Annotated in this window: 22 protein-coding genes; 14 read left to right on the top strand and 8 right to left on the bottom strand. The window is 46.9% G+C overall.

Annotated features, from left to right (window positions below):
• Window positions 1–238: 238 nt before the first annotated feature.
• On the bottom strand, window positions 239–466 hold the full coding sequence (locus EOPP23_RS10115; protein WP_153765820.1) for a hypothetical protein: 228 nt from the start codon (window positions 464–466) through the stop codon (window positions 239–241).
• 105 nt (window positions 467–571) lie between these two features.
• On the bottom strand, window positions 572–1108 hold the full coding sequence (locus EOPP23_RS10110) for a gamma carbonic anhydrase family protein (RefSeq protein WP_153765819.1): 537 nt from the start codon (window positions 1106–1108) through the stop codon (window positions 572–574).
• A 151-nt stretch (window positions 1109–1259) separates the two neighbouring features.
• Here EOPP23_RS10110 and prlC point away from each other — a divergent pair, with 151 nt between their 5' ends.
• The 3 genes from prlC to EOPP23_RS10095 all read left to right on the top strand — a co-directional run bounded on the left by prlC (window position 1260) and on the right by EOPP23_RS10095 (window position 4997).
• The gene (gene prlC, locus EOPP23_RS10105; RefSeq protein ID WP_153765818.1) at window positions 1260–3290 is read left to right on the top strand and encodes an oligopeptidase A; all 2031 of its coding nucleotides are present in this window, start codon (window positions 1260–1262) and stop codon (window positions 3288–3290) included.
• A 157-nt stretch (window positions 3291–3447) separates the two neighbouring features.
• Entirely contained in the window at window positions 3448–4608 is a 1161-nt protein-coding gene (locus EOPP23_RS10100; RefSeq protein WP_194842566.1) for a Wzz/FepE/Etk N-terminal domain-containing protein, read from the top strand.
• A gap of 122 nt (window positions 4609–4730) precedes the next feature.
• Entirely contained in the window at window positions 4731–4997 is a 267-nt protein-coding gene (locus EOPP23_RS10095; protein ID WP_153765816.1) for a YheV family putative zinc ribbon protein, read from the top strand.
• Window positions 4998–5024: 27 nt separating this feature from the next.
• Here the strand turns inward: EOPP23_RS10095 and EOPP23_RS10090 are convergent, their stop codons facing one another.
• Window positions 5025–5675 carry a hypothetical protein gene (locus EOPP23_RS10090; protein WP_153765815.1) on the bottom strand — a complete coding sequence of 217 codons (651 nt, stop codon included), beginning with the start codon at window positions 5673–5675 and terminating at the stop codon, window positions 5025–5027.
• Window positions 5676–6657: 982 nt separating this feature from the next.
• Here EOPP23_RS10090 and coxB point away from each other — a divergent pair.
• Genes coxB through EOPP23_RS10070 form a run of 4 tightly spaced genes read left to right on the top strand, consistent with a single transcriptional unit; the run spans window position 6658 to window position 11046 of the window.
• On the top strand, window positions 6658–7938 hold the full coding sequence (gene coxB / locus EOPP23_RS10085) for a cytochrome c oxidase subunit II (protein WP_370514738.1): 1281 nt from the start codon (window positions 6658–6660) through the stop codon (window positions 7936–7938).
• A 10-nt stretch (window positions 7939–7948) separates the two neighbouring features.
• Window positions 7949–9535: a cytochrome c oxidase subunit I gene (gene ctaD, locus EOPP23_RS10080; protein ID WP_153765814.1), complete on the top strand. Its 1587-nt coding sequence runs from the start codon at window positions 7949–7951 to the stop codon at window positions 9533–9535.
• Window positions 9535–10107: a cytochrome c oxidase assembly protein gene (locus tag EOPP23_RS10075; RefSeq protein WP_153765813.1), complete on the top strand. Its 573-nt coding sequence runs from the start codon at window positions 9535–9537 to the stop codon at window positions 10105–10107. The genes ctaD and EOPP23_RS10075 overlap by 1 nt, the downstream gene beginning before the upstream one ends.
• Window positions 10108–10125: 18 nt before the next feature.
• On the top strand, window positions 10126–11046 hold the full coding sequence (locus tag EOPP23_RS10070) for a cytochrome c oxidase subunit 3 (RefSeq protein ID WP_153765812.1): 921 nt from the start codon (window positions 10126–10128) through the stop codon (window positions 11044–11046).
• Here EOPP23_RS10070 and EOPP23_RS10065 read toward each other — a convergent pair.
• On the bottom strand, window positions 11043–11273 hold the full coding sequence (locus tag EOPP23_RS10065; protein WP_194842565.1) for a DUF2909 domain-containing protein: 231 nt from the start codon (window positions 11271–11273) through the stop codon (window positions 11043–11045). The genes EOPP23_RS10070 and EOPP23_RS10065 overlap by 4 nt on opposite strands.
• Before the next feature lie 115 nt (window positions 11274–11388).
• Between EOPP23_RS10065 and EOPP23_RS10060 the strand changes: the two genes are divergently transcribed.
• The 7 genes from EOPP23_RS10060 (at window position 11389) to EOPP23_RS21345 (ending at window position 16041) form a co-directional block, all read left to right on the top strand.
• On the top strand, window positions 11389–12135 hold the full coding sequence (locus tag EOPP23_RS10060) for an SURF1 family protein (protein ID WP_153765810.1): 747 nt from the start codon (window positions 11389–11391) through the stop codon (window positions 12133–12135).
• The gene (locus EOPP23_RS10055; RefSeq protein ID WP_194842564.1) at window positions 12135–12782 is read left to right on the top strand and encodes a hypothetical protein; all 648 of its coding nucleotides are present in this window, start codon (window positions 12135–12137) and stop codon (window positions 12780–12782) included. The genes EOPP23_RS10060 and EOPP23_RS10055 overlap by 1 nt, the downstream gene beginning before the upstream one ends.
• Window positions 12783–12896: 114 nt before the next feature.
• Window positions 12897–13949 (top strand): heme A synthase, encoded by a 1053-nt coding sequence (locus tag EOPP23_RS10050; protein WP_153765808.1) that lies wholly within the window; start codon window positions 12897–12899, stop codon window positions 13947–13949.
• Window positions 13950–13961: 12 nt separating this feature from the next.
• On the top strand, window positions 13962–14861 hold the full coding sequence (gene cyoE / locus EOPP23_RS10045) for a heme o synthase (RefSeq protein ID WP_153765807.1): 900 nt from the start codon (window positions 13962–13964) through the stop codon (window positions 14859–14861).
• A 33-nt stretch (window positions 14862–14894) separates the two neighbouring features.
• Window positions 14895–15551 carry an SCO family protein gene (locus EOPP23_RS10040; RefSeq protein ID WP_153765806.1) on the top strand — a complete coding sequence of 219 codons (657 nt, stop codon included), beginning with the start codon at window positions 14895–14897 and terminating at the stop codon, window positions 15549–15551.
• A 76-nt stretch (window positions 15552–15627) separates the two neighbouring features.
• Window positions 15628–15864 carry a hypothetical protein gene (locus EOPP23_RS10035; RefSeq protein ID WP_153765805.1) on the top strand — a complete coding sequence of 79 codons (237 nt, stop codon included), beginning with the start codon at window positions 15628–15630 and terminating at the stop codon, window positions 15862–15864.
• A gap of 3 nt (window positions 15865–15867) precedes the next feature.
• The gene (locus EOPP23_RS21345) at window positions 15868–16041 is read left to right on the top strand and encodes a hypothetical protein (RefSeq protein ID WP_194842563.1); all 174 of its coding nucleotides are present in this window, start codon (window positions 15868–15870) and stop codon (window positions 16039–16041) included.
• Between the two features lie 80 nt (window positions 16042–16121).
• Here EOPP23_RS21345 and znuB read toward each other — a convergent pair whose 3' ends face one another.
• The 4 genes from znuB to EOPP23_RS10015 all read right to left on the bottom strand — a co-directional run bounded on the left by znuB (window position 16122) and on the right by EOPP23_RS10015 (window position 18642).
• Window positions 16122–16904 carry a zinc ABC transporter permease subunit ZnuB gene (gene znuB / locus EOPP23_RS10030; protein ID WP_153765804.1) on the bottom strand — a complete coding sequence of 261 codons (783 nt, stop codon included), beginning with the start codon at window positions 16902–16904 and terminating at the stop codon, window positions 16122–16124.
• Window positions 16904–17677: a zinc ABC transporter ATP-binding protein ZnuC gene (gene znuC / locus EOPP23_RS10025; RefSeq protein WP_153765803.1), complete on the bottom strand. Its 774-nt coding sequence runs from the start codon at window positions 17675–17677 to the stop codon at window positions 16904–16906. Before znuC ends, znuB begins: the two co-directional genes overlap by 1 nt.
• Window positions 17674–18156: a Fur family transcriptional regulator gene (locus EOPP23_RS10020; RefSeq protein ID WP_153765802.1), complete on the bottom strand. Its 483-nt coding sequence runs from the start codon at window positions 18154–18156 to the stop codon at window positions 17674–17676. The genes znuC and EOPP23_RS10020 overlap by 4 nt, the downstream gene beginning before the upstream one ends.
• A gap of 87 nt (window positions 18157–18243) precedes the next feature.
• A complete protein-coding gene (locus EOPP23_RS10015; protein WP_153765801.1) occupies window positions 18244–18642 on the bottom strand; it encodes a DUF2782 domain-containing protein in 399 nt (132 codons plus the stop codon).
• Between the last annotated feature and the right edge of the window lie 210 nt (window positions 18643–18852).

Below are 18852 nucleotides of genomic sequence, written 5' to 3'. Positions count from 1 at the left end.
AAAGTGGTTAAAAATAGCCTCGACTGCTTATTAGAGAGTGGGCAGTTGGCAAATAAGTAAATAATTTAAATTATAGGTGTTAGTACTTATGTTTCTATTTCTTCTGGGTTGATGATTTAGCCATGCACAAAAGAAACTATTCATTAAAACAAGTCAGACTAGCAGTTATAAATTTCGGTGAGCTTATATCACCTCTTATGGATTTATTACAGATGAAAAGCATATGTTGTCGCTGGAATTAAATAGACAGGTTCTTTTGAGCAACTATCAACGCCAATCGAGCCATTTTATCTTTAACAGGCATTCTGCTTTGCTCTGCACTGACCTCGCCAAGGTAGTCGTGGTACTTCTCTTCTCTTTTTTTGGCAGAAGTAATTTCCTGGTTGTCCAGTTGCTCATCAATAACCAGATTGGTATTGATTTGTGAGTTGGCACTTGTATCTATGGGCTGTATTGATTCAGACATAACACTCTCTTTTCACGTTCGTTTTCCATATTTCTCAATATTCAGACTAGGAAGCGGGATAGAGAGTGTCCGTAAGACTAAGGGCTAAAATAGCGTTTGGTTATATCAGTTTGCCAGATACTCATCCTTCAGGCGGGCGTAGTTACCAGCACCATAGGAGAAGAAGGACTTCTCTTTATCTGTCACAGGCCTTACCTTTTTAGCCGGGTTGCCTTTATAAACGAAGCCGCTTTCCAGACGTTTCCCAGGTGGTACCAGGCAGCCCGCAGCAACAATCACCTCTTCTTCTATCACTGCACCATCAAGAACAATGGCACCAATACCGATCAGGCAGCGATCATGAATGGTACAACCATGAAGAGTCGCTTTATGACCCACAGTGACTTCATTACCAATGATCAACGGGTAACCGTCAGGGTTGTAGTCGCTGGAGTGAGTGATATGAAGGACAGAGCCATCCTGAATGCTGGTGCGTTCTCCAATGCGAATCTTATGCATATCGCCACGGACCACTGCCATTGGCCAGATGGAACTGTCATCACCGATTTCCACATCGCCAAGGACAACGGCTGTTTCATCAACAAAAACCTTTTTGCCAAGTTTTGGCGTATGGCCGCGAAATGTTCTGATGGCTTCAGGCATGATTCCCTTTACCTCTGAGAGAAAGTGGTCGAATGTTGTATTTATAGTTGAAATACCCTGCAGACTAAACATTGTCCTTGAAACAGAAGGCGACTGCACCCATTGTGATTTCAAGACCTAAGACAAATTGCCACCAGAGAGCCGGATAACAATGACCAACCCACTGCTGGAACAATGCGAACTTCCTCCTTTTACAAAGATCACTCCAGAGCAGGTAAAACCTGCGGTTGAACAGATCATCAGCGATAGCGAAGCCGCGATAGAAAAGCTATTAAACGAAACAACATCGTTCAGCTGGAGCTCTCTTCAGGAACCGATGGACAGCATTGGAGATCGCCTCAGTCAGTCATGGTCGCCAGTGGGGCATATGAATGCGGTCGTAAACAGCGATGAGCTTCGCGATGCCTACAACTCATGTTTGCCATTGTTGTCTGAATATTCCACAAAAATGGGACAGAATCAGAAGCTCTATCAAGCTTACTTTTCCCTGAGTGAGTCTGGTGAATTTAACAAGCTCGATAGTGCACAGCAGAAAGTCATTGAGGACAACCTTCGTGATTTTAAACTCGCTGGTGTTGCCCTCTCTGAAGACAAGAAAGTCCGTTATGGAGAAATCAAGAAGAAGCTTTCTGAGCTGACCAGTAAGTTCTCCGATAACGTTCTCGATGCCACCATGGCCTGGTCAAAACTGATTACTGATGAAACTGAACTGGCGGGTTTGCCTGATTCAGCTCTGGCAGGTGCAAAACAACTGGCAGAAGCTAAAGGCCATAGTGAAGGCTGGTTACTGAACCTGGATTTCCCAAGCTATATGCCGGTGATGACCTATGCCGACAATCGTGAGCTGCGTGAGGAGGTTTATACAGCCTTTGCAACCCGAGCTTCGGACCAGGGACCCGATGCCGGAAAATTTGATAACACTGACAACATTAATGACATTCTGAAACTGCGTCATGAACTGGCTCAGCTTCTGGACTTTGATAATTATGCTGAGTATTCCCTTGCCACCAAAATGGCAGACTCAACGGATAAGGTTATCGAATTCCTTGAAGACCTTGCCAAGAAGAGCAAGCCTCAGGCAGAAAAAGAATTGGCTGAGTTGAAAGCATTTGCCAACGCTGAACATGGCGCTGAAGACCTCCAGGCTTGGGACGTTGGTTACTACGGTGAGAAGTTACGCCAACAACGTTATGCGATTTCTCAGGAAGAGCTGCGCCCTTGGTTTCCTGCAGAAATAGCAGTTGATGGTATGTTCTCTGTCGTGAACCGTTTGTACGGTATCAGCTTTGAACAGGACGAAAGTGTAGAAACCTGGCACAAAGATGTTCGTTTCTTCAATGTGAAGAAAGGCAGTGAAGTCATTGGCCGTTTTTATCTGGATCTCTTTGCCCGTGAGCACAAACGTGGCGGAGCCTGGATGGATGAATGCCGTGTTCGTCGCAAAATTGGTGACAAGCTGCAACTCCCTGTTGCTTACCTGACCTGTAATTTCACTCCGCCTGTTGGCGATAAGCCTGCCCTGTTGACCCATGATGAAGTCGTCACTTTGTTCCATGAGTTTGGTCACGGCCTTCATCACATGCTGACCAGAGTAGATTACGCTGCAGTTTCCGGCATCAATGGTGTTGCCTGGGATGCGGTAGAGCTGCCAAGTCAGTTTATGGAGAACTGGTGTTGGGAAGAAGAAGGTCTGGCATTAATCTCCGGTCATTTTGAAACCGGTGACCCATTGCCAAAGGATAAACTGGATAAGCTGCTGGCTGCCAAGAATTTCCAGTCAGCGATGATGATGGTTCGTCAGCTGGAATTCTCTCTGTTCGATTTCAAACTGCATAAGAATCAGGCTGAAGGAAAGTCGGTTCAGGAAGTGCTGGATGCAGTGCGTAAGCAAGTTTCAGTCATTATGCCCCCAGCCTTTAACCGCTTTCAGAATGGTTTCAGTCATATTTTTGCAGGTGGCTATGCGGCGGGTTACTACAGCTACAAATGGGCTGAAGTACTGTCTGCCGACGCTTTCTCAAAATTTGAGGAAGAAGGAATTTTTAACGCTGAGACAGGTCAAAGCTTCCTGCAGGAGATTCTTGAGAAAGGCGGTTCGGCTGAACCTATGGAATTGTTCGTTAACTTCAGAGGCCGTGAGCCTCAGGTTGATGCACTGCTAAGGCATTGCGGGATTAATTAAAAGACTGTCAGAGATCGGAACGACTGTTCTGGTCTCTGATTCACCCTACCTTGAATTTCTTTCCTGCTTCGTCATCGTCACTTTGTGTTTGCTGGGCTATTTTTGGGTGTAGCCGCACAAAGTATGTATGGCCTATTACTATTTGCTCAGGCAACCAATGGACAGGAAAATAAATATTAATACAACATCGAATCATGCTATTCAGGTTCACCCTCATGGGATAGTTCAGGCCGGTGATGAGATAGACCTGTTCGAACTCATGTCCAAGCTTTGGATGCATAAAAGACTGGTAACGGTTACAACCGTGGTTGTAGTTATTCTGGCTGCAGTGCTGGCTTTCAAACTACCAGCAGCCTGGGAAAGCAGCACGAAAATATATATGGCTGACCCATCGGATTTGACTGATCTGAATATTGTCTGGGGTTTGCTAAATAATGATGAAACAGCTAACCCTATTACTCCTGAAAGAACCTACAGCCATTTCTATCGAGCTTTAACTTCCCCCAAGGTTCAGAGGAAGGTTTTCACTGCCAGCGGTTTGGAAGCAAAAGCGATAGAAGGTGTTCCCGATTCTCAAAAGGAGCAAACTGTCAGTGCTTTCTGGGAAGGATTTACCAAAGATTTATCCATAGAGCGATCCGATGAAGAAAAGAAAAACGGTCCGATTTCTTTTATCAAAGTGAGTTATAAGTCCGATAGTCAGACGATGTCAGCGAACCTGATTAATGACTTCCTGCTACCAGAGGCCTATTCCTATACAAGAAAGCTGCTACTGGCCAATTTGGAAAGCGACCGCTCCCGAAAACTGGAAAAAATTGATCGCCAAATAGCCGAGATAGAAACACGCTTTATAGAGAGTAACCAGACAAAAGAAATAGCAATACGAGATGCTCTCGCCGTAGCTAAGGCTGGCAACATTGAGCAGTCAAAAAACCTAAACCTCTCCAGAACACTGGGTGATAAGTCCTTTATGCTGGGAACCCGTATTCTTAATGAACAACTGGCAATTCAAAAGCAGGAGATCAATCGATACCAACTGTTCAGCCGCAATGGTAAGCCAGTTAAAGATACCCGGCCTTATTTACCGGCAGTTGCCAGTATACTGATTGGCGATCGTCAGAGGGTGGCAGGGCTGGACCTGAAACACCTCAAGTGGAACTCAGTCTCTCAGGATTTACCCGCTTTAATACCAGCTTCGCCAGTAAAACCGAAAAAAACCATGATTGTAGCTTTGGGACTTATCCTTGGGTTGATGGCTGGAGTTTTTCTGGCTTTGATAAGAATTGCCATTGAGTCCAGAAGAACGAACTTTTCTTAAGAGCAGCCCTCGTTCTTCTCGTCTCTCGCTCGTGTTGTTAAGCCAGAGCCGGCTTTCTGCATTTAAGATTTTGTATTATCGGTTACACTGGCGCTTCAGAGTAAAAGATAAGTCAGCCAATCATGACAACAGTAAAAAAACAGTTTATAGCCGGAGTTGTCTGCCCCAGCTGTGGCGCACAGGACACCATTCAGATGTACACAATCGACGAAGAGCAGTTTCGTGAGTGCGTAGATTGTGGTTTTTCGGATGAGATGGAAAAAGAACCTTCTTTGTTGGGGAAACCTCTGGCAACGAGAGTTTCCCCTGAAGAAGAATTAAAGCAGGAGCAGGCAAGAAGTGATGATGTGCAGATTGTTCATATTCTGGACAACAGTAAACTTCATTAACAACTACTTCTACATGTAGACCTGTGATCAGGCAGCAGATGTAAACTTCAGCTCAATACCCATACGACTGGACAGACAGTTCCACTGAGACCAGGTATTTACCCACAGTTCCGTGTCTCTGTTATTCACAAAGTCCTTGAACATACGGTCGTTGTAGATTTCGTGAGAGCGCATCATCTGCTGCACCGTTTGCTCAACTATCTTATCCAGCTCGTTACCGAACTCTTCACCCAGAATGGCATGAATGATCAGGTTGGCCCAGGTCATGTTCATGGGGATCAGCGTACTGCCAGTCTTCGCCAGGTAGCTGTCATTGACCTCTTCGATTAGCCGGTGAGCGAAGTAAGCCTTGTCCAGAAGGTCAAACAGGCCGGTTTCAGCTTCAGCCTGAAGCACAGGTGCAAGGAAGTTTTCCTCGGCAATGCTCAGAAACGGCGAGATAAAGTGTTCTATCTTCAGCTCTGCTGAAGCCTTGTCGAGCGCTTCAAGAAAGTTGGGGACGTGATCTATATATTCGTTGGTAAACTTCAGAAGGGTTTCACAAGCCATGTCTTCAGGCAGCTCAATCGTATGATGTAGCTGCTCAAGTTGCTGACTGACAAGAGAGTGAAGCTGACGGCTATGAACTTCATGTTCTTTGGCACAATCGATCAGATTGTGAATTGCCTGCACATCCATGATTTTCTCCGTTGCGATCAATCGGGCACTGAAGGTATGCACAAAAAAACAACTTACTTATGTATGAGCCTTCTGACCAGATCTTTTGGTTATTTTTGGTTACTGCAACGTCATCCCGAGTGACTAAATGACCACAGTCAGAAGTGTAAGACAAGCGTTTTTTGATCCAATTTTTTGACACTCATCGAAAAATAGTGCGATTAGAAATAGTCTTGAATTCAGGTGTTATTATTAATTATGCAACAACTTGTGCAGTCAATTTACTGACACACAATATGTGTATTCGTTGATGAAGATAGAGCTTGTGAAGATGTCATAAAAATTAAATGAAATAATTTTCAGAAAATCAGAAAAAGATACGAAACAGTAAAATATAATGCTTTGAATAGACGACAAAATAGTAATTTTTTCCAAGTTTAATGAAAGGGGTTTTCCTTTTAAGGGCTCATGTTGTTTAATGAGTAACAGGGACTATACTCTGTGAGCGATTATTGTCAGACTGATAAACGTCTTATGGGGTATTGGTATTTGCAGGGTGTTCCTGTGATGTGTGTTTTGCAGGTTGGGTCCGAAGCGGTATAACGGAATTAAAACGTTGTCAGAGCTTAACGGTCGCTTGTGTTGAAATATTGAATGCTTTGATTCTGAGTACTGGGGCAAACAAGGTTGTATTAGATCGTATAACGATTCTCCAGCAGAAGTATTGAAGTTGTATTGACCGGTCAGGTATAGACAGGTCAAGAATTAAAGTGTGCTGAGGTTATTCAGGCAAGAAACCGAGTGAAGGTCAGGAATGACCAACGACAATAACTAAATCAGTAAACGATGCAGTACCCGGAATCAGGCTTACCCTCATTCTGGCTCTACCTCTTCGCTTACTGTCCCAACACCTCTGAAAGCAAGACTCTGGGTCTGCTCAATAATAATAAGAAGTCACTGTACGGGCGGATGGCCTGTGCAGACAGTCAGGGGATGTAAGGGAATGATGCTGCTGCATACGCCAGCTCTCTTTCACTCGATTGCTGAAAGAGCTTCGAATATGAAGAGTGCTTCAAAGCTTAAGACGTTGTTTTTTTTGCGTCTGGGGTGGTTGGTCGGTTTAACAGGAACATTTGTTTCTGGTTCTGCTCTGGCTGACTGGACCGTCAACATGACCGAAGGGGTGACTGCCGTCAGCCGTTCTGTCTATAGCCTTCACATGATCATCTTTCTCATTTGCGTTGTCATCGGCGTGCTTGTTTTTGGTGTCATGTTCTATTCCATTCTGGTTCATCGAAAGTCAAAAGGTGCTGTTCCTCAACAGTTTCATGAAAGCACTTTGGTGGAAGTTTTATGGACAACTGTACCCTTTTTAATTTTGGTAGGAATGGCCATTCCAGCCACTAAAACCCTGATTGATATTTACAATACCGATGAATCGGAAGTGGATATAAAAATAACGGGATATCAATGGAAATGGCAGTATGAGTATGTGGGTGAAGGTGTTTCTTTTTTCAGTAGTTTAAATACGCCTCGAGAACAAATTCAAAATTCGCGAATTAAAAACCCAAACTATTTGTTGGAGGTAGACGAGCCTCTTGTTTTACCAGTGGGTAAAAAGGTTCGTTTTCTGGTAACAGCAGCGGATGTAATTCATTCCTGGTGGGTACCTGCTTTTGCTGTAAAAAGGGATGCCATTCCCGGCTTTATTAATGAAGCCTGGACCAAAATTGAGCGCCCCGGAATCTACCGTGGGCAGTGTGCTGAGCTCTGCGGTAAAGACCACGGATTTATGCCCATTGTTGTGGATGTTCGTTCAGAAGAAGACTACGCAAAATGGCTTGTTGAACGTAAGGAAGCCGCTGCCAAAGAGCGCATGATTCTGGAAGAAGACTGGCCTATGGATCGTTTGATGACGACCGGTAAAAAGGTTTATGAGAAAACCTGTGCGGTATGCCACCAGGTCAACGGTCAGGGTATGCCTCCTATCTTCCCGGCACTGAAAGGTGCTGACCTCGTGGTGGATAAAGCCCGGGTTGGTGACCATGTGGATATCCTTATGAACGGCATCAAGGGAACCGCCATGCAGTCCTTTGCCAATCAGCTGAATGAAGCCGAGATTGCCGCTGTTATCACCTACGAGCGAAATGCCTGGGGCAATAACACCGGCGAGATGGTGACACCGAAGGAAATCCTTAATTACAGGAAAAACGGGAAATATACCCCGGACCCTGACAACAAGACTGTGACGCCTTTCGTTAACACGAAACAGGCCGGACTGTGAGGGAGAAACCATGACTGCTGTGACTGATACAACACATCATGACGATCACCGTCACGGCCCCGCCAAAGGCCTGATGAGGTGGGTGCTGACCACCAACCACAAAGACATTGGCTCAATGTACCTGTGGTTCAGTTTTGCGATGTTCCTGACTGGCGGAGCCATGGCAATGATCATTCGAGCCGAGCTGTTTCAGCCCGGCTTGCAGATCGTCGAACCGGCCTTCTTTAACCAGATGACCACCATGCACGGATTGATTATGGTGTTTGGTGCAGTAATGCCAGCTTTCGTAGGCCTTGCCAACTGGATGATTCCGATGATGATTGGTGCGCCGGATATGGCACTGCCACGAATGAACAACTGGAGTTTCTGGATACTTCCTTTTGCGGCAGTGATGCTGGTGAGCACTCTGTTTATGGAAGGAGGTGGTCCTAACTTCGGCTGGACCTTCTATGCGCCATTGTCGACAGACTTTGCGCCTCCCTCTACCACCTTCTTTATCTTTGCTATCCACATGCTGGGTATCTCATCGATTATGGGAGCGATCAATATTATCGCTACCATTCTTAACCTGAGAGCGCCCGGCATGACCATGATGAAGATGCCGCTGTTTGTCTGGACCTGGTTGATCACAGCCTATCTGTTGATTGCAGTAATGCCGGTTCTGGCGGGTGCAGTGACCATGATGTTGATGGATATTCACTTCGGTACCAGCTTCTTCAATGCCGGCGGCGGTGGTGACCCGGTGTTGTTCCAGCATATTTTCTGGTTCTTTGGTCATCCGGAAGTGTACATCATGATTTTGCCGTCTTTCGGTATAGTCTCTGCCATCCTTCCAGCCTTTGCTCGAAAGCCTCTGTTTGGTTACACATCCATGGTGTACGCGGTGGCGAGTATTGCATTCCTGTCGTTTATCGTCTGGGCGCACCATATGTTCACCGTGGGTATTCCATTGGTGGGTGAGCTGTTCTTTATGTACGCCACCATGCTGATTGCAGTACCAACGGGAGTGAAAGTGTTCAACTGGGTGAGCACGATGTTCCGTGGCTCCATGACCTTTGAAACGCCGATGCTGTTCAGTATTGCCTTCGTGGTGCTGTTTACCATTGGTGGCTTCTCCGGGTTGATGCTCTCCATAGCACCTGCAGATTTCCAGTACCACGATACCTATTTCGTAGTGGCGCATTTCCATTACGTGCTGGTGCCTGGGGCCATCTTTGCCATCTTTGCTGCCACCTATTACTGGCTACCAAAGTGGACCGGTCATATGTACGACGAGACTCTGGCCAAGACCCATTTCTGGATGTCGTTCATTGGCATGAACCTGACTTTCTTCCCGATGCACTTTATCGGGCTGGCCGGTATGCCAAGGCGAATCCCTGATTACGCACTGCAGTTTGCGGACTTCAATATGATCGCCAGTATTGGTGGGTTTATGTTCGGGGTAACCCAGTTCCTGTTCCTGTTTATCGTCATCAAGTGCATTAAAGGCGGTGAAAAAGCAGAAGCCAAACCCTGGGACGGTGCTGATGGTCTCGAGTGGAGTCTGCCCTCACCTGCTCCTTATCACACCTTTACGACTCCGCCGGATGTGAAGTAATGGCTGATAAGGATGACAAGAGCCCGATTGATCTGTCACGTCGAACCCTGATTCGTTCAGGGCTGGTGGCAGGCGGAATGTTTGGCTTTGGTTTTGCTATGGTGCCCATCTACAACGTCTTCTGCAAAGTGACGGGGCTCAACGGTAAAACTGACCCGAATCCTTACAACTACAACGCCGAGACGGCCAAGGTTGATACCAGCCGAACCATAAAAGTGCAGTTTGTGGCGACCAAAAACACCGGAATGAGTTGGGATTTTAAACCTACGGTCACGGAAGTTCTGGTTCATCCGGGTCAGGTAGGAGAGCTCGAATTTGTGGCTCGTAATCCTACAGAAAAGCAGATGATTGGACAGGCGATTCCCAGCGTTACGCCTTTTCAGGCCACTAATTACCTGCACAAGGTCGAATGTTTCTGCTTCACCACGCAGACGTTGGAAGCGGGTGAAGAAAAAGTCATGCCGTTGAGAATTATTGTGGATCAGGCATTACCCCGGCATATCACCAAATTAACCCTGTCGTACACGCTGTTTGATGTAACGACGATGGGCGAAAGGACGCTGGCGTCCTGATATACGAGGAGATAACCGATGGCACATGAAGGTCATGAAGGTGAAGCCACCTCTGATTCTGCTGTCTATTACGTTCCGGCTCAGAGTAAGTGGCCGATCATTGCTTCCGTAGGCCTGTTCACCACTCTACTCGGTGCAGGGATGATGATGAACGATATGTCCGCAGGCGTGAAAGACTCCATTGCCCACTATGTCATGTTTGGTGGTGCACTGATTATGGCCTACATGCTGTTTGGCTGGTTTGGGCATGTTATTGAAGAGTCTCAAAAAGGACTTTACAGCGCACAGATGGATCGCAGTTTCCGCTGGGGAATGGGCTGGTTTATCTTTTCGGAAGTAATGTTCTTTGCCGCCTTCTTTGGAACCCTGTTTTATGTTCGTTCGCTTTCTGTGCCCTGGTTGGCAGGAGAAGGTGACGGAGCCATGACTCACAAGTTTCTCTGGCCTGACTTTGTGGCTGAATGGCCACTGGTCAATAACCCGGACAACCAGAATTTCCCCGGTGCCAAAGGATTAATTGATCCGTTTCATCTGCCCTTGTTGAACACTGTGTTACTGGTGATTTCGAGTATCACGTTGACCATTGCGCATCATGCTCTGAGAAAGAATGAACGCAATAAAGTGAAAGTCTGGATGGTTGCGACGCTGATTCTGGGTTTTGCTTTCCTGTTCTTTCAGGCTGAGGAGTACGCAGAGGCATACAACGACCTGGGTCTGACACTGAGTGCCGGTATCTATGGTTCAACCTTCTTCATTCTCACTGGGTTTCATGGTGCCCACGTAACTCTTGGCGCCATCATGCTGCTGATAATGACCATCAGAATTTACAAAGGTCACTTTGAAGCGGATAACCATTTCGGCTTCGAAGCAGCCAGCTGGTACTGGCACTTCGTAGACGTGGTGTGGATAGGGTTGTTTATCTTTGTCTATTTAATTTAACGATTTAACCAGGGTGCCTGGCTGTGAATATCTCCTGACAGCCAGGCGACAACAATAATCAACAGAATCAATGCCGTAAGACTGACTCGAGCCGTCAGTGAGTTCACCAGTTTTTCTGAGCCACTGTTTTCAGAGTCACTGTGGCCTGTGAGCAAAAAGTAGAGTCCTCTGCCGAGGCAGAAAACGACACCGAAGAAAAGAATAACAATAAGAACTTTCAACCACATAAATAGCATCCTGCTGATGTAACTGAACAAATACCAGTGTTGGTATTAAAAGCTACGACCAGCTTAACAGCAGCATCAAACAGGATGCCAGTTTACGAAAGTGGTGGAGCACCGGATGTTGAAGTATAGATTCAGTTATCGAGTCAAGTTGTCGCTGTTGGTGGCACTGCTCCTGCCTGTACTTTTAAAACTGGGTTTCTGGCAGCTATCCCGATATCAGGAAAAGCTTGATCTGGAGCTGAGCCTTAAGGAAAGGCTTGAGATGCCAGTGATGTCTCTTTTTGAGGCTAACCGCTACGCCGACCCTATGTATTTGCCAGTAAAAGTCCGTGGACGTTTTGTTTCTGACCAGTACTTTCTCCATGATAACCAGATTCATAACGGGCAGGCAGGCTATGACCTGTTGATGCCATTCGTCACTGAGAGTGGTCGCTGGCTGTTGATCAATCGTGGCTGGCTGGTATCAGGCTTTCGGGATGTTCTTCCTGATATCACAACATCTTCAGGGCCTCTGGAAATCAAAGGAAGTCTCTACCGTCTTCTGGGTGACAGTTTCACTCTAGGTCAGGATTACTGGGGAGAAGACTGGCCAAAACGAATTCAAAGTATTGATTTCAACAGAGTCTCAGACGCACTTAATAAATCCGTACCCATGTTTATTTTCAAGCTGGATGCAGACCAGGCAGGCGCTCTGCAATACCGCCCTCAGGAATTCAGAACCAGCTCCCAGAAACATCTTGGCTATGCTGTGCAGTGGTTTCTGATGTCGCTGGTGCTGTTGGCGCTTTATTTGTGGCAAATGAAAAACCATGCAAGTTCAACATCCTTCAATAACACTACCAATAGAGAGGAACATCCGTGATGCAGGATGCGGCCATTCCAAGTTCTGATCAACCAGGTTCTTACAAACAAAAGTCTGGTCATGCTGCTTCAAATCACCGAAGTGAAGGACGCTGGCAGTTATATCTGGTGATACTTATTCCCTCTCTAGCTATGGGCTTAGCCTGGTATCTCTATTTCTTTGGTGTCGGCTTCGTACCTGATGGGCGAACCAATAAAGGTGAGTTGCTTTTGCCTCCGGCCAGTTTTCAATCAATGAACCTTTCTCAGAATGGTCAAACTTTTGATATTGAGCAGATTGATGGTAAATGGGGAATAGTCGTCATTGGTGAATCAGGTTGCACCAGTGATATTTGTCAGGAAAGCCTTTATCAAACCCGTCAGGCCCATGTGGCTCTAGGTCGTGAAACAGATCGGGTTGTGCGGCTTTTCATTTCGGGTTCTGGCCTTCCCGCATCAAGCTTGCAGGAAGAACATCCCGAAGTTTTCTGGTTAAAGGCTGATAAGGCTTCTGTACTTGAAACACTGAAGAAAACTGAGTGGCCAGCAAACCGTTATTACATCGTCGATCCCCTCGGCAACATTATGATGCAGTACGAAGCAGGCCAGTATGGTCGTGATCTGATTAAGGATCTTCAAAAATTATTAAAAGCATCCAGTATTGGCTGAATAGCTGGCTGGTAACGAATTTAAAGTTTATTTACCCGCTGCAGGCGGGCGAATAAACGATCAGGAATTCCATTAAGTGCTTAGAGGCACTTAATTAGTGGTTGAGGTTAAGCCATGAAAACAACAAAAAAAGGATACAACCTCTCCCTGTTTGCCACCTTGCTGGCAGTCGTTGTCGTGGGTTTGGGAGCTTATACAAGGCTGGTCCATGCCGGCCTTGGTTGTCCGGACTGGCCCGGCTGTTACGGCTTTCTGACTGTGCCGGAAACATCTCAGGAAATAGCAGTAGCCGAGATGGCCTTTCCCGATGCGCCGGTAGAAGTAGAGAAAGGCTGGGCTGAAATGGTTCATCGTTACGTAGCTGGCAGTTTGCTATTACTTGTTTTGATGATTGCAGTTATCAGTTTTCGTAATAGGCATATTGAAGGTCAGCCCGTTGCCCTGCCCTTTATCACTCTGGGGCTGATTATCCTTCAGGCTGCTTTTGGTATGTGGACAGTGACGTTGAAGCTATGGCCTCAGGTAGTGACAGCGCACCTGCTGGGTGGCTTTGCAACATTAAGCCTGTTGTTACTTTTGACCTTGAGGTTATCAGGACTTGGTTGGAAACGGCTTGAGATATCGAAAGCCTCAGCAAAAGTGAAACGCTTTGCCTTTCTCGCCCTTTTGGTGGTTGTGCTTCAGGTCACTCTTGGTGGCTGGACCAGCTCTAATTATGCCGCCCTCGCCTGCCCTGACTTCCCCAAATGCCATGGTGAATGGTTACCAGAACTGGATATGAGCACCGGCTTTGATGTTGGCCAGTCCATAGGCCCTAATTATCTTGGCGGACAGCTGGATTCCGATGCTCGAACGGCTATTCACTTCACACACCGAATCGGTGCGCTGGTGACCAGCCTGATACTGGTACTGCTGTTTTTTAAAGTTCGGCGATTCAGCAGTTCATTGTCGTTTACTGAGCGAACCAGCCTGCAGCGTCTATCTTTTCTAATGCTGTTAGCCTTACTGGTTCAAGTCGGGCTGGGTATTACCAATATTGTTGGTCACTTGCCACTTTCTGTGGCAGTGGCTCATAACCTAGGGGGAGCAGCCTTGTTGCTGACTCTGGTTGCACTCAATTACCGGCTGAATAAAAAGACCGATGGAATCGGCGGAGATCCACTATGAAGGAAGGCCATTATGAATAAGGTCATTGCACAGCAGGAAAGCGCACAATGGCAGGACTATCTTGAGCTCACCAAGCCTAAGGTAGTTGCTCTGATGATTCTAACCACCGTCATTGGTATGTGCCTTGCCACACCTGGCTGGGTACCCATGGATGCATTGATTTTTGGCAACCTCGGTATTGCTCTCTGTGCCGGTTCTGCAGCAGTTATTAATCACGTAGTCGATCGTCAGATTGATACTCTGATGTCCCGAACCAGCAAACGACCTGTTGCAACAGGTCGCGTAGAACCTGCACAGGCAATAGTATTTGCGTTGGCTCTTGGGCTGGTTGGCATGAGTGTGTTGATCTGGCTGGTGAATGCACTGACAGCCTGGCTGACATTGGCATCATTGATTGGCTATGCCGTGATTTATACCCTGATTCTCAAGCGTGCTACGCCACAGAATATTGTGATCGGTGGTATTGCCGGAGCGGCTCCCCCGCTGCTGGGTTGGACCGCTGTGACCGGGCAGTTTGAAGGTCATGCCTTGCTGCTGGTCCTGATCATCTTTGCATGGACACCACCGCATTTCTGGGCGCTGGCGATACATCGCAAAGATGAATACGCAAAGGCTGATGTGCCCATGTTACCTGTGACACATGGCGTGGAGTACACCAAGCTTCACATTCTGCTTTACACAGTCATCATGATATTGGTGAGCTGGCTGCCCTTCATTACTGGCATGAGTGGCATGATTTATCTGGTCGGTGCTACTGCACTTGGGGCTCGCTTCCTGTGGTGGTCAATCGTATTGAAGAACGATAGCCGTCCCCATGCGGCAATTTGTACCTTTAAGTTTTCCATCAGCTATCTTATGTTGCTCTTTCTGGTGTTGCTGGTGGACCACTACGCCTTCTACCTCTGGCTTTAAGCTTTAGAACTAAACAGCGGAAATAACAAACGCATGAGTACGTCAATGACAGGAAGAGTTCAGAAGACGGTTTTACTACTGGTTGCAGTCATTGCAGTGGTTTTGGGGCTGACTTTTTATAAACACATGAGTAAACCTGCCGTGACGCCGCAGCAGCTCCAGCAGATGGGAGCTGTGATTTTTGAAAAGCCTCGCAGCTTCGAGATGAAAAATCTGGTGGATCATAACAATCAGCCTTTCACCAAAGACAACCTGAAAGGGAAATGGACTCTGGCTTACTTTGGTTACACATTTTGCCCTGATATCTGTCCGACGACACTGGCTCAGGTTAACCAGATGACCAAGCTGTTGAAAAAGGATAACCCTGATCTGGTTCCTAAAATGGGCTATATCATGGTGACCGTTGACCCACGCAGGGACACACCTGAAAAGCTGAAGGGTTATGTGCCGCATTTCAATAAAGACTTCGTCGGGGTTACAGGTGGAATGAAAGAGCTTCATAACCTGACCGTGCAGATGAACATTCCCTACACACCGGTGATTGATCCGAAAGATGAATACTATCTGGTGGATCACGGTGCCAATCTGGTGATTATTAATCCGCAGGGGGATTATCAGGGCTTTATTCGCCCGCCGCTTGATTCGGATAAGCTCGCCAAAGTCATGACTGCAGTAGATAGCCTCAACTGACAAAAAAGCAATTCTGGAAACGAACCTGCACTCACAAGTTGTTATATTTTTTAACAGCTTGTGAGAGGCGTTTGAGATGGCTGTGTTTGTACTGGTGTTGGTTAACCTGTTCTTTGCCCTGGGGGTGGGAGCCTTTCTGGTCATTCCAGTCACTTCAAATTGGGCCTGGCTCGGGCTCCTGTTTAGCTGGTGTGTTGCAGAAGGTTGGTTGTCTAAAAGCGCCAGTCTGAAGTGGTGGCACTTCACTTTACTGTTCATTGTTCTTGGCGCTGGGGAGCTTTGGCTGCTTCAGTACACAGCAAACTGGAGATAAGTCATGTTCTGGAAGGTTGTCGGTGTTTTTCTTCTGGGTTGGGTCGGTTGGGATTTATTCTACGGTTATACCTACCTGTTTGATGTTGTTTACCGTGATCAGGATCCGACTCTCTACTGGGTTGCAGTATCAGGCTGGACTTTGCTTGGCATAAGCTGTTTTTTTTCGTGGGATTAAACCGGGAAAACCGGGTTGGAAAAAGCATGCTGAACAGGGCTACGCAGTTAACAGCGATAGCCCCATTACGGCTGAACGGATTACGCTCTTTTATAACTAAGGCTGGTCAGAAAAATCATAAACCCTGCTACAACTACTGAAGGTCCGGCAGGTGTATCAAGATGCCATGAAGCAGCCAGACCCGCAGAGACACTCAGTAGACCCACACAGCTGGCACCAACCGCCATTTGCTCAGGGGTTCTTGAAAAACGCTGGGCGGTAGCTGCTGGAATGATCATCAGGGAGGTGATCAGTAGTACGCCGACAATCTTCATGGCGACAGCAATTACCAGTGCCATCAAAAGTGTCAAAACTATGCGGGTTCTTTGTACCGGGTAGCCTTCTACCTGCGCCAGTTCAGCATGAATTGTCATCGCTAGAAGTGGTTTCCAGATCCACGCCAGAGTAGAAAGCACCAGTGCGCCGCCACCATAAATCCAGAAAATATCTTCTGGAGAAGTCGCAAGAAGATCTCCGAAAAGATAAGACATCATGTCGATGCGAACATTTTCCGCAAAACTTACCGCTACCAGACCCAATGACAAGCTACTGTGTGCGAGTATTCCCAATAGTGTATCTGAAGCCATCTTCTGTTTTTGCTGCATGGAAACCAGCAGTACAGCAATAATGAGCGAGCAGAGAATAACGGCCAGATTCAGGTTTATGTCCAGCAATAAGCCCAAAGCTACACCCAGCAAAGCCGAGTGCGAAAGCGTGTCGCCAAAATAGGCCATACGACGCCAGACTACAAAGCAGCCCAGCGGACCAGCAACCAGAGCAATACCAAAACCGGCAAGCAACGCATGAAAGAGAAGCTCAGACATCAGTGCTTCTCCCCATTATGGTCACTGTTTTTGCATTTATGAACAATGTGTCCATCAACAGAGTGGTCATGGTCATGGTCGTGGGTATAAACAGCGAGCTCTTCCGATTCACGGCCAAACAACTTCAGATAAGCTGGATGTTTCTGAACCTGTTGAGGGTGTCCGGAACAGCATACATGCTGGTTCAGGCAGATAACCTGATCAGTGGATGCCATAACAAGATGTAGGTCATGGGAGACCATCAGTACCGAACAGCCCTGTTCATTTCTCAGTTCGGTGATCAGGTGGTAAAGCTCAGTCTGACCATTAACGTCAACGCCCTGAACGGGTTCATCCAGTACCAGCAGATGGGGTTTCTGCAGAATAGCCCTAGTCAGCAGTACACGCTGAAATTCACCGCCAGAGAGGGTGTGAACAGGGGAGTCGATAACGTGACGAACATTGGTACGTTCAAGTGCGGATAAAATCTCTTTTTTTGGTTGCCCGGTCAGAGACAGAAAACGATGAACGCTTAACGGCATGCTTTGATCAACATGCAGCTTCTGCGGCATATAACCAATTCTTAAACCAGACTTAACGGTTCGAGTACCGGAATCCGCTTTCTGGAGGCCAAGAACAATTCGAACCAGTGTGGTTTTGCCAGCACCATTTGGACCAATCAGTGTGACAATCTCTCCTGGCTGAAGGTCAATATTGACGCTCGTAAGAACTTCCCGTTCACGGAAATTCATATATACATCACGCAGGGATATCAGTGGCTGTTGAGAACTCATTCTTGATTTGCTCCCACACAGTTAGGACAGAGGCCGGTGAGTTCAATAGATGAGTCTATGATTTTGAATCCCTGACTTTGGGCGCAATCTTTCAGAGAGGCATCGATGCTCGGGTGCTCAATCTCCTGAGCAACGTGACATTTTTCACAAATCAAAAAGCAGCTGTTGTGCTGCTCTGACGGATGAGAACAGCCAATAAAAGCGTTGAGTGACGATAAGCGGTGGATCAAGCCATGCTCCATCAAAAAATCCAGTGCCCGATATACTGTTGGCGGCTGTGCAGACCTTTCCTCAAGTCGGCCAAGCTCGGCAAGAATATCGTAGGCACCAATAGGGCTGTGGCTCTGCCAGACGAGTTCAAGAACTTTCTCACGAAGTGGAGTCAATCTGGCACCTTTGTCCTTGCAGAGGCTTCTCGCTTCTTGCAAGGCATCTTCGATACAGTGCCTGTGGTTATGCGGGTGATATGGGTTAGTCATTAATGCCGTGGGAAAGTTAACTGCTTCATAATTGTTACAATATAACGTATTTTGAAGCAGTTATCATAAAAGCATTAACTCAATGGCTTATTTCCACTGAAAAATGGTCCAGGAAGGAATCAGTAAAGTCGGTCTGCTGGGATCTATAAAATTACCTTTATGGTCTGCAGCCACCAGATAGTAAGGCTTGCCAACCTTTGGGGTAACCAGAATGCCGTAGAGAAAACCATTGATACGGTATTCCTTTATCGATTTCTGTGTTCCCGGACGAATCACTACCGTGGTGTCATCCCTTTCTTCCAGCTGCTCAGGCCGCAAACCTTTGGGGATCTTCTCGAAATCTTCCTTACTGATGGGCAGTGCTGATGAGCTGGAATTACTGGCATGAGGTGGTTTGGGAGCAGAGCCTGCTGCAGGCTCTTTTGACAGACTACTACAGCCAACAAGCCCCAAAGAAAGAATCAACAATGCGAAAAGCGATTTCATAATGTCCTCTTACCCCGTGTCGGGAATGCGTCCTTAGTCAAAAAAGGATTAGAATAGCTGATTAGCAGTCCACCCCGACAACAGCTCCGAGGGCTGAAGGCTCTCTAGAAGAAGCTTAAGGCTTTCATATAAGAGCAGTTGAAGGCTCTTACCGTTAGCCTACGGGATGAAACGAGCCGTTGACAATCAGATTATAGAGACAGTATTTCG

The sequence above is a fragment of the Endozoicomonas sp. OPT23 genome (assembly GCF_009653635.1).
In the GTDB taxonomy this organism is placed as follows: Bacteria; Pseudomonadota; Gammaproteobacteria; order Pseudomonadales; family Endozoicomonadaceae; genus Endozoicomonas_A.
Note: the sequence above shows the minus strand (reverse complement) of the source record. Positions and strands in the feature narration are given on the sequence as shown.

Excerpts from the sequence above, each read along its gene's own strand:
- EOPP23_RS10115 (WP_153765820.1), bottom strand. The coding sequence starts at position 466 with ATGTCTGAATCAATACAGCCCATAGATACAAGTGCCAACTCACAAATC.
- EOPP23_RS10110 (WP_153765819.1), bottom strand. The coding sequence starts at position 1,108 with ATGCCTGAAGCCATCAGAACATTTCGCGGCCATACGCCAAAACTTGGC.
- prlC (WP_153765818.1), top strand. The coding sequence starts at position 1,260 with ATGACCAACCCACTGCTGGAACAATGCGAACTTCCTCCTTTTACAAAG.
- EOPP23_RS10100 (WP_194842566.1), top strand. The coding sequence starts at position 3,448 with ATGGACAGGAAAATAAATATTAATACAACATCGAATCATGCTATTCAG.
- EOPP23_RS10095 (WP_153765816.1), top strand. The coding sequence starts at position 4,731 with ATGACAACAGTAAAAAAACAGTTTATAGCCGGAGTTGTCTGCCCCAGC.
- EOPP23_RS10090 (WP_153765815.1), bottom strand. The coding sequence starts at position 5,675 with ATGGATGTGCAGGCAATTCACAATCTGATCGATTGTGCCAAAGAACAT.
- coxB (WP_370514738.1), top strand. The coding sequence starts at position 6,658 with ATGATGCTGCTGCATACGCCAGCTCTCTTTCACTCGATTGCTGAAAGA.
- ctaD (WP_153765814.1), top strand. The coding sequence starts at position 7,949 with ATGACTGCTGTGACTGATACAACACATCATGACGATCACCGTCACGGC.
- EOPP23_RS10075 (WP_153765813.1), top strand. The coding sequence starts at position 9,535 with ATGGCTGATAAGGATGACAAGAGCCCGATTGATCTGTCACGTCGAACC.
- EOPP23_RS10070 (WP_153765812.1), top strand. The coding sequence starts at position 10,126 with ATGGCACATGAAGGTCATGAAGGTGAAGCCACCTCTGATTCTGCTGTC.
- EOPP23_RS10065 (WP_194842565.1), bottom strand. The coding sequence starts at position 11,273 with ATGTGGTTGAAAGTTCTTATTGTTATTCTTTTCTTCGGTGTCGTTTTC.
- EOPP23_RS10060 (WP_153765810.1), top strand. The coding sequence starts at position 11,389 with ATGTTGAAGTATAGATTCAGTTATCGAGTCAAGTTGTCGCTGTTGGTG.
- EOPP23_RS10055 (WP_194842564.1), top strand. The coding sequence starts at position 12,135 with ATGCAGGATGCGGCCATTCCAAGTTCTGATCAACCAGGTTCTTACAAA.
- EOPP23_RS10050 (WP_153765808.1), top strand. The coding sequence starts at position 12,897 with ATGAAAACAACAAAAAAAGGATACAACCTCTCCCTGTTTGCCACCTTG.
- cyoE (WP_153765807.1), top strand. The coding sequence starts at position 13,962 with ATGAATAAGGTCATTGCACAGCAGGAAAGCGCACAATGGCAGGACTAT.
- EOPP23_RS10040 (WP_153765806.1), top strand. The coding sequence starts at position 14,895 with ATGAGTACGTCAATGACAGGAAGAGTTCAGAAGACGGTTTTACTACTG.
- EOPP23_RS10035 (WP_153765805.1), top strand. The coding sequence starts at position 15,628 with ATGGCTGTGTTTGTACTGGTGTTGGTTAACCTGTTCTTTGCCCTGGGG.
- EOPP23_RS21345 (WP_194842563.1), top strand. The coding sequence starts at position 15,868 with ATGTTCTGGAAGGTTGTCGGTGTTTTTCTTCTGGGTTGGGTCGGTTGG.
- znuB (WP_153765804.1), bottom strand. The coding sequence starts at position 16,904 with ATGTCTGAGCTTCTCTTTCATGCGTTGCTTGCCGGTTTTGGTATTGCT.
- znuC (WP_153765803.1), bottom strand. The coding sequence starts at position 17,677 with ATGAGTTCTCAACAGCCACTGATATCCCTGCGTGATGTATATATGAAT.
- EOPP23_RS10020 (WP_153765802.1), bottom strand. The coding sequence starts at position 18,156 with ATGACTAACCCATATCACCCGCATAACCACAGGCACTGTATCGAAGAT.
- EOPP23_RS10015 (WP_153765801.1), bottom strand. The coding sequence starts at position 18,642 with ATGAAATCGCTTTTCGCATTGTTGATTCTTTCTTTGGGGCTTGTTGGC.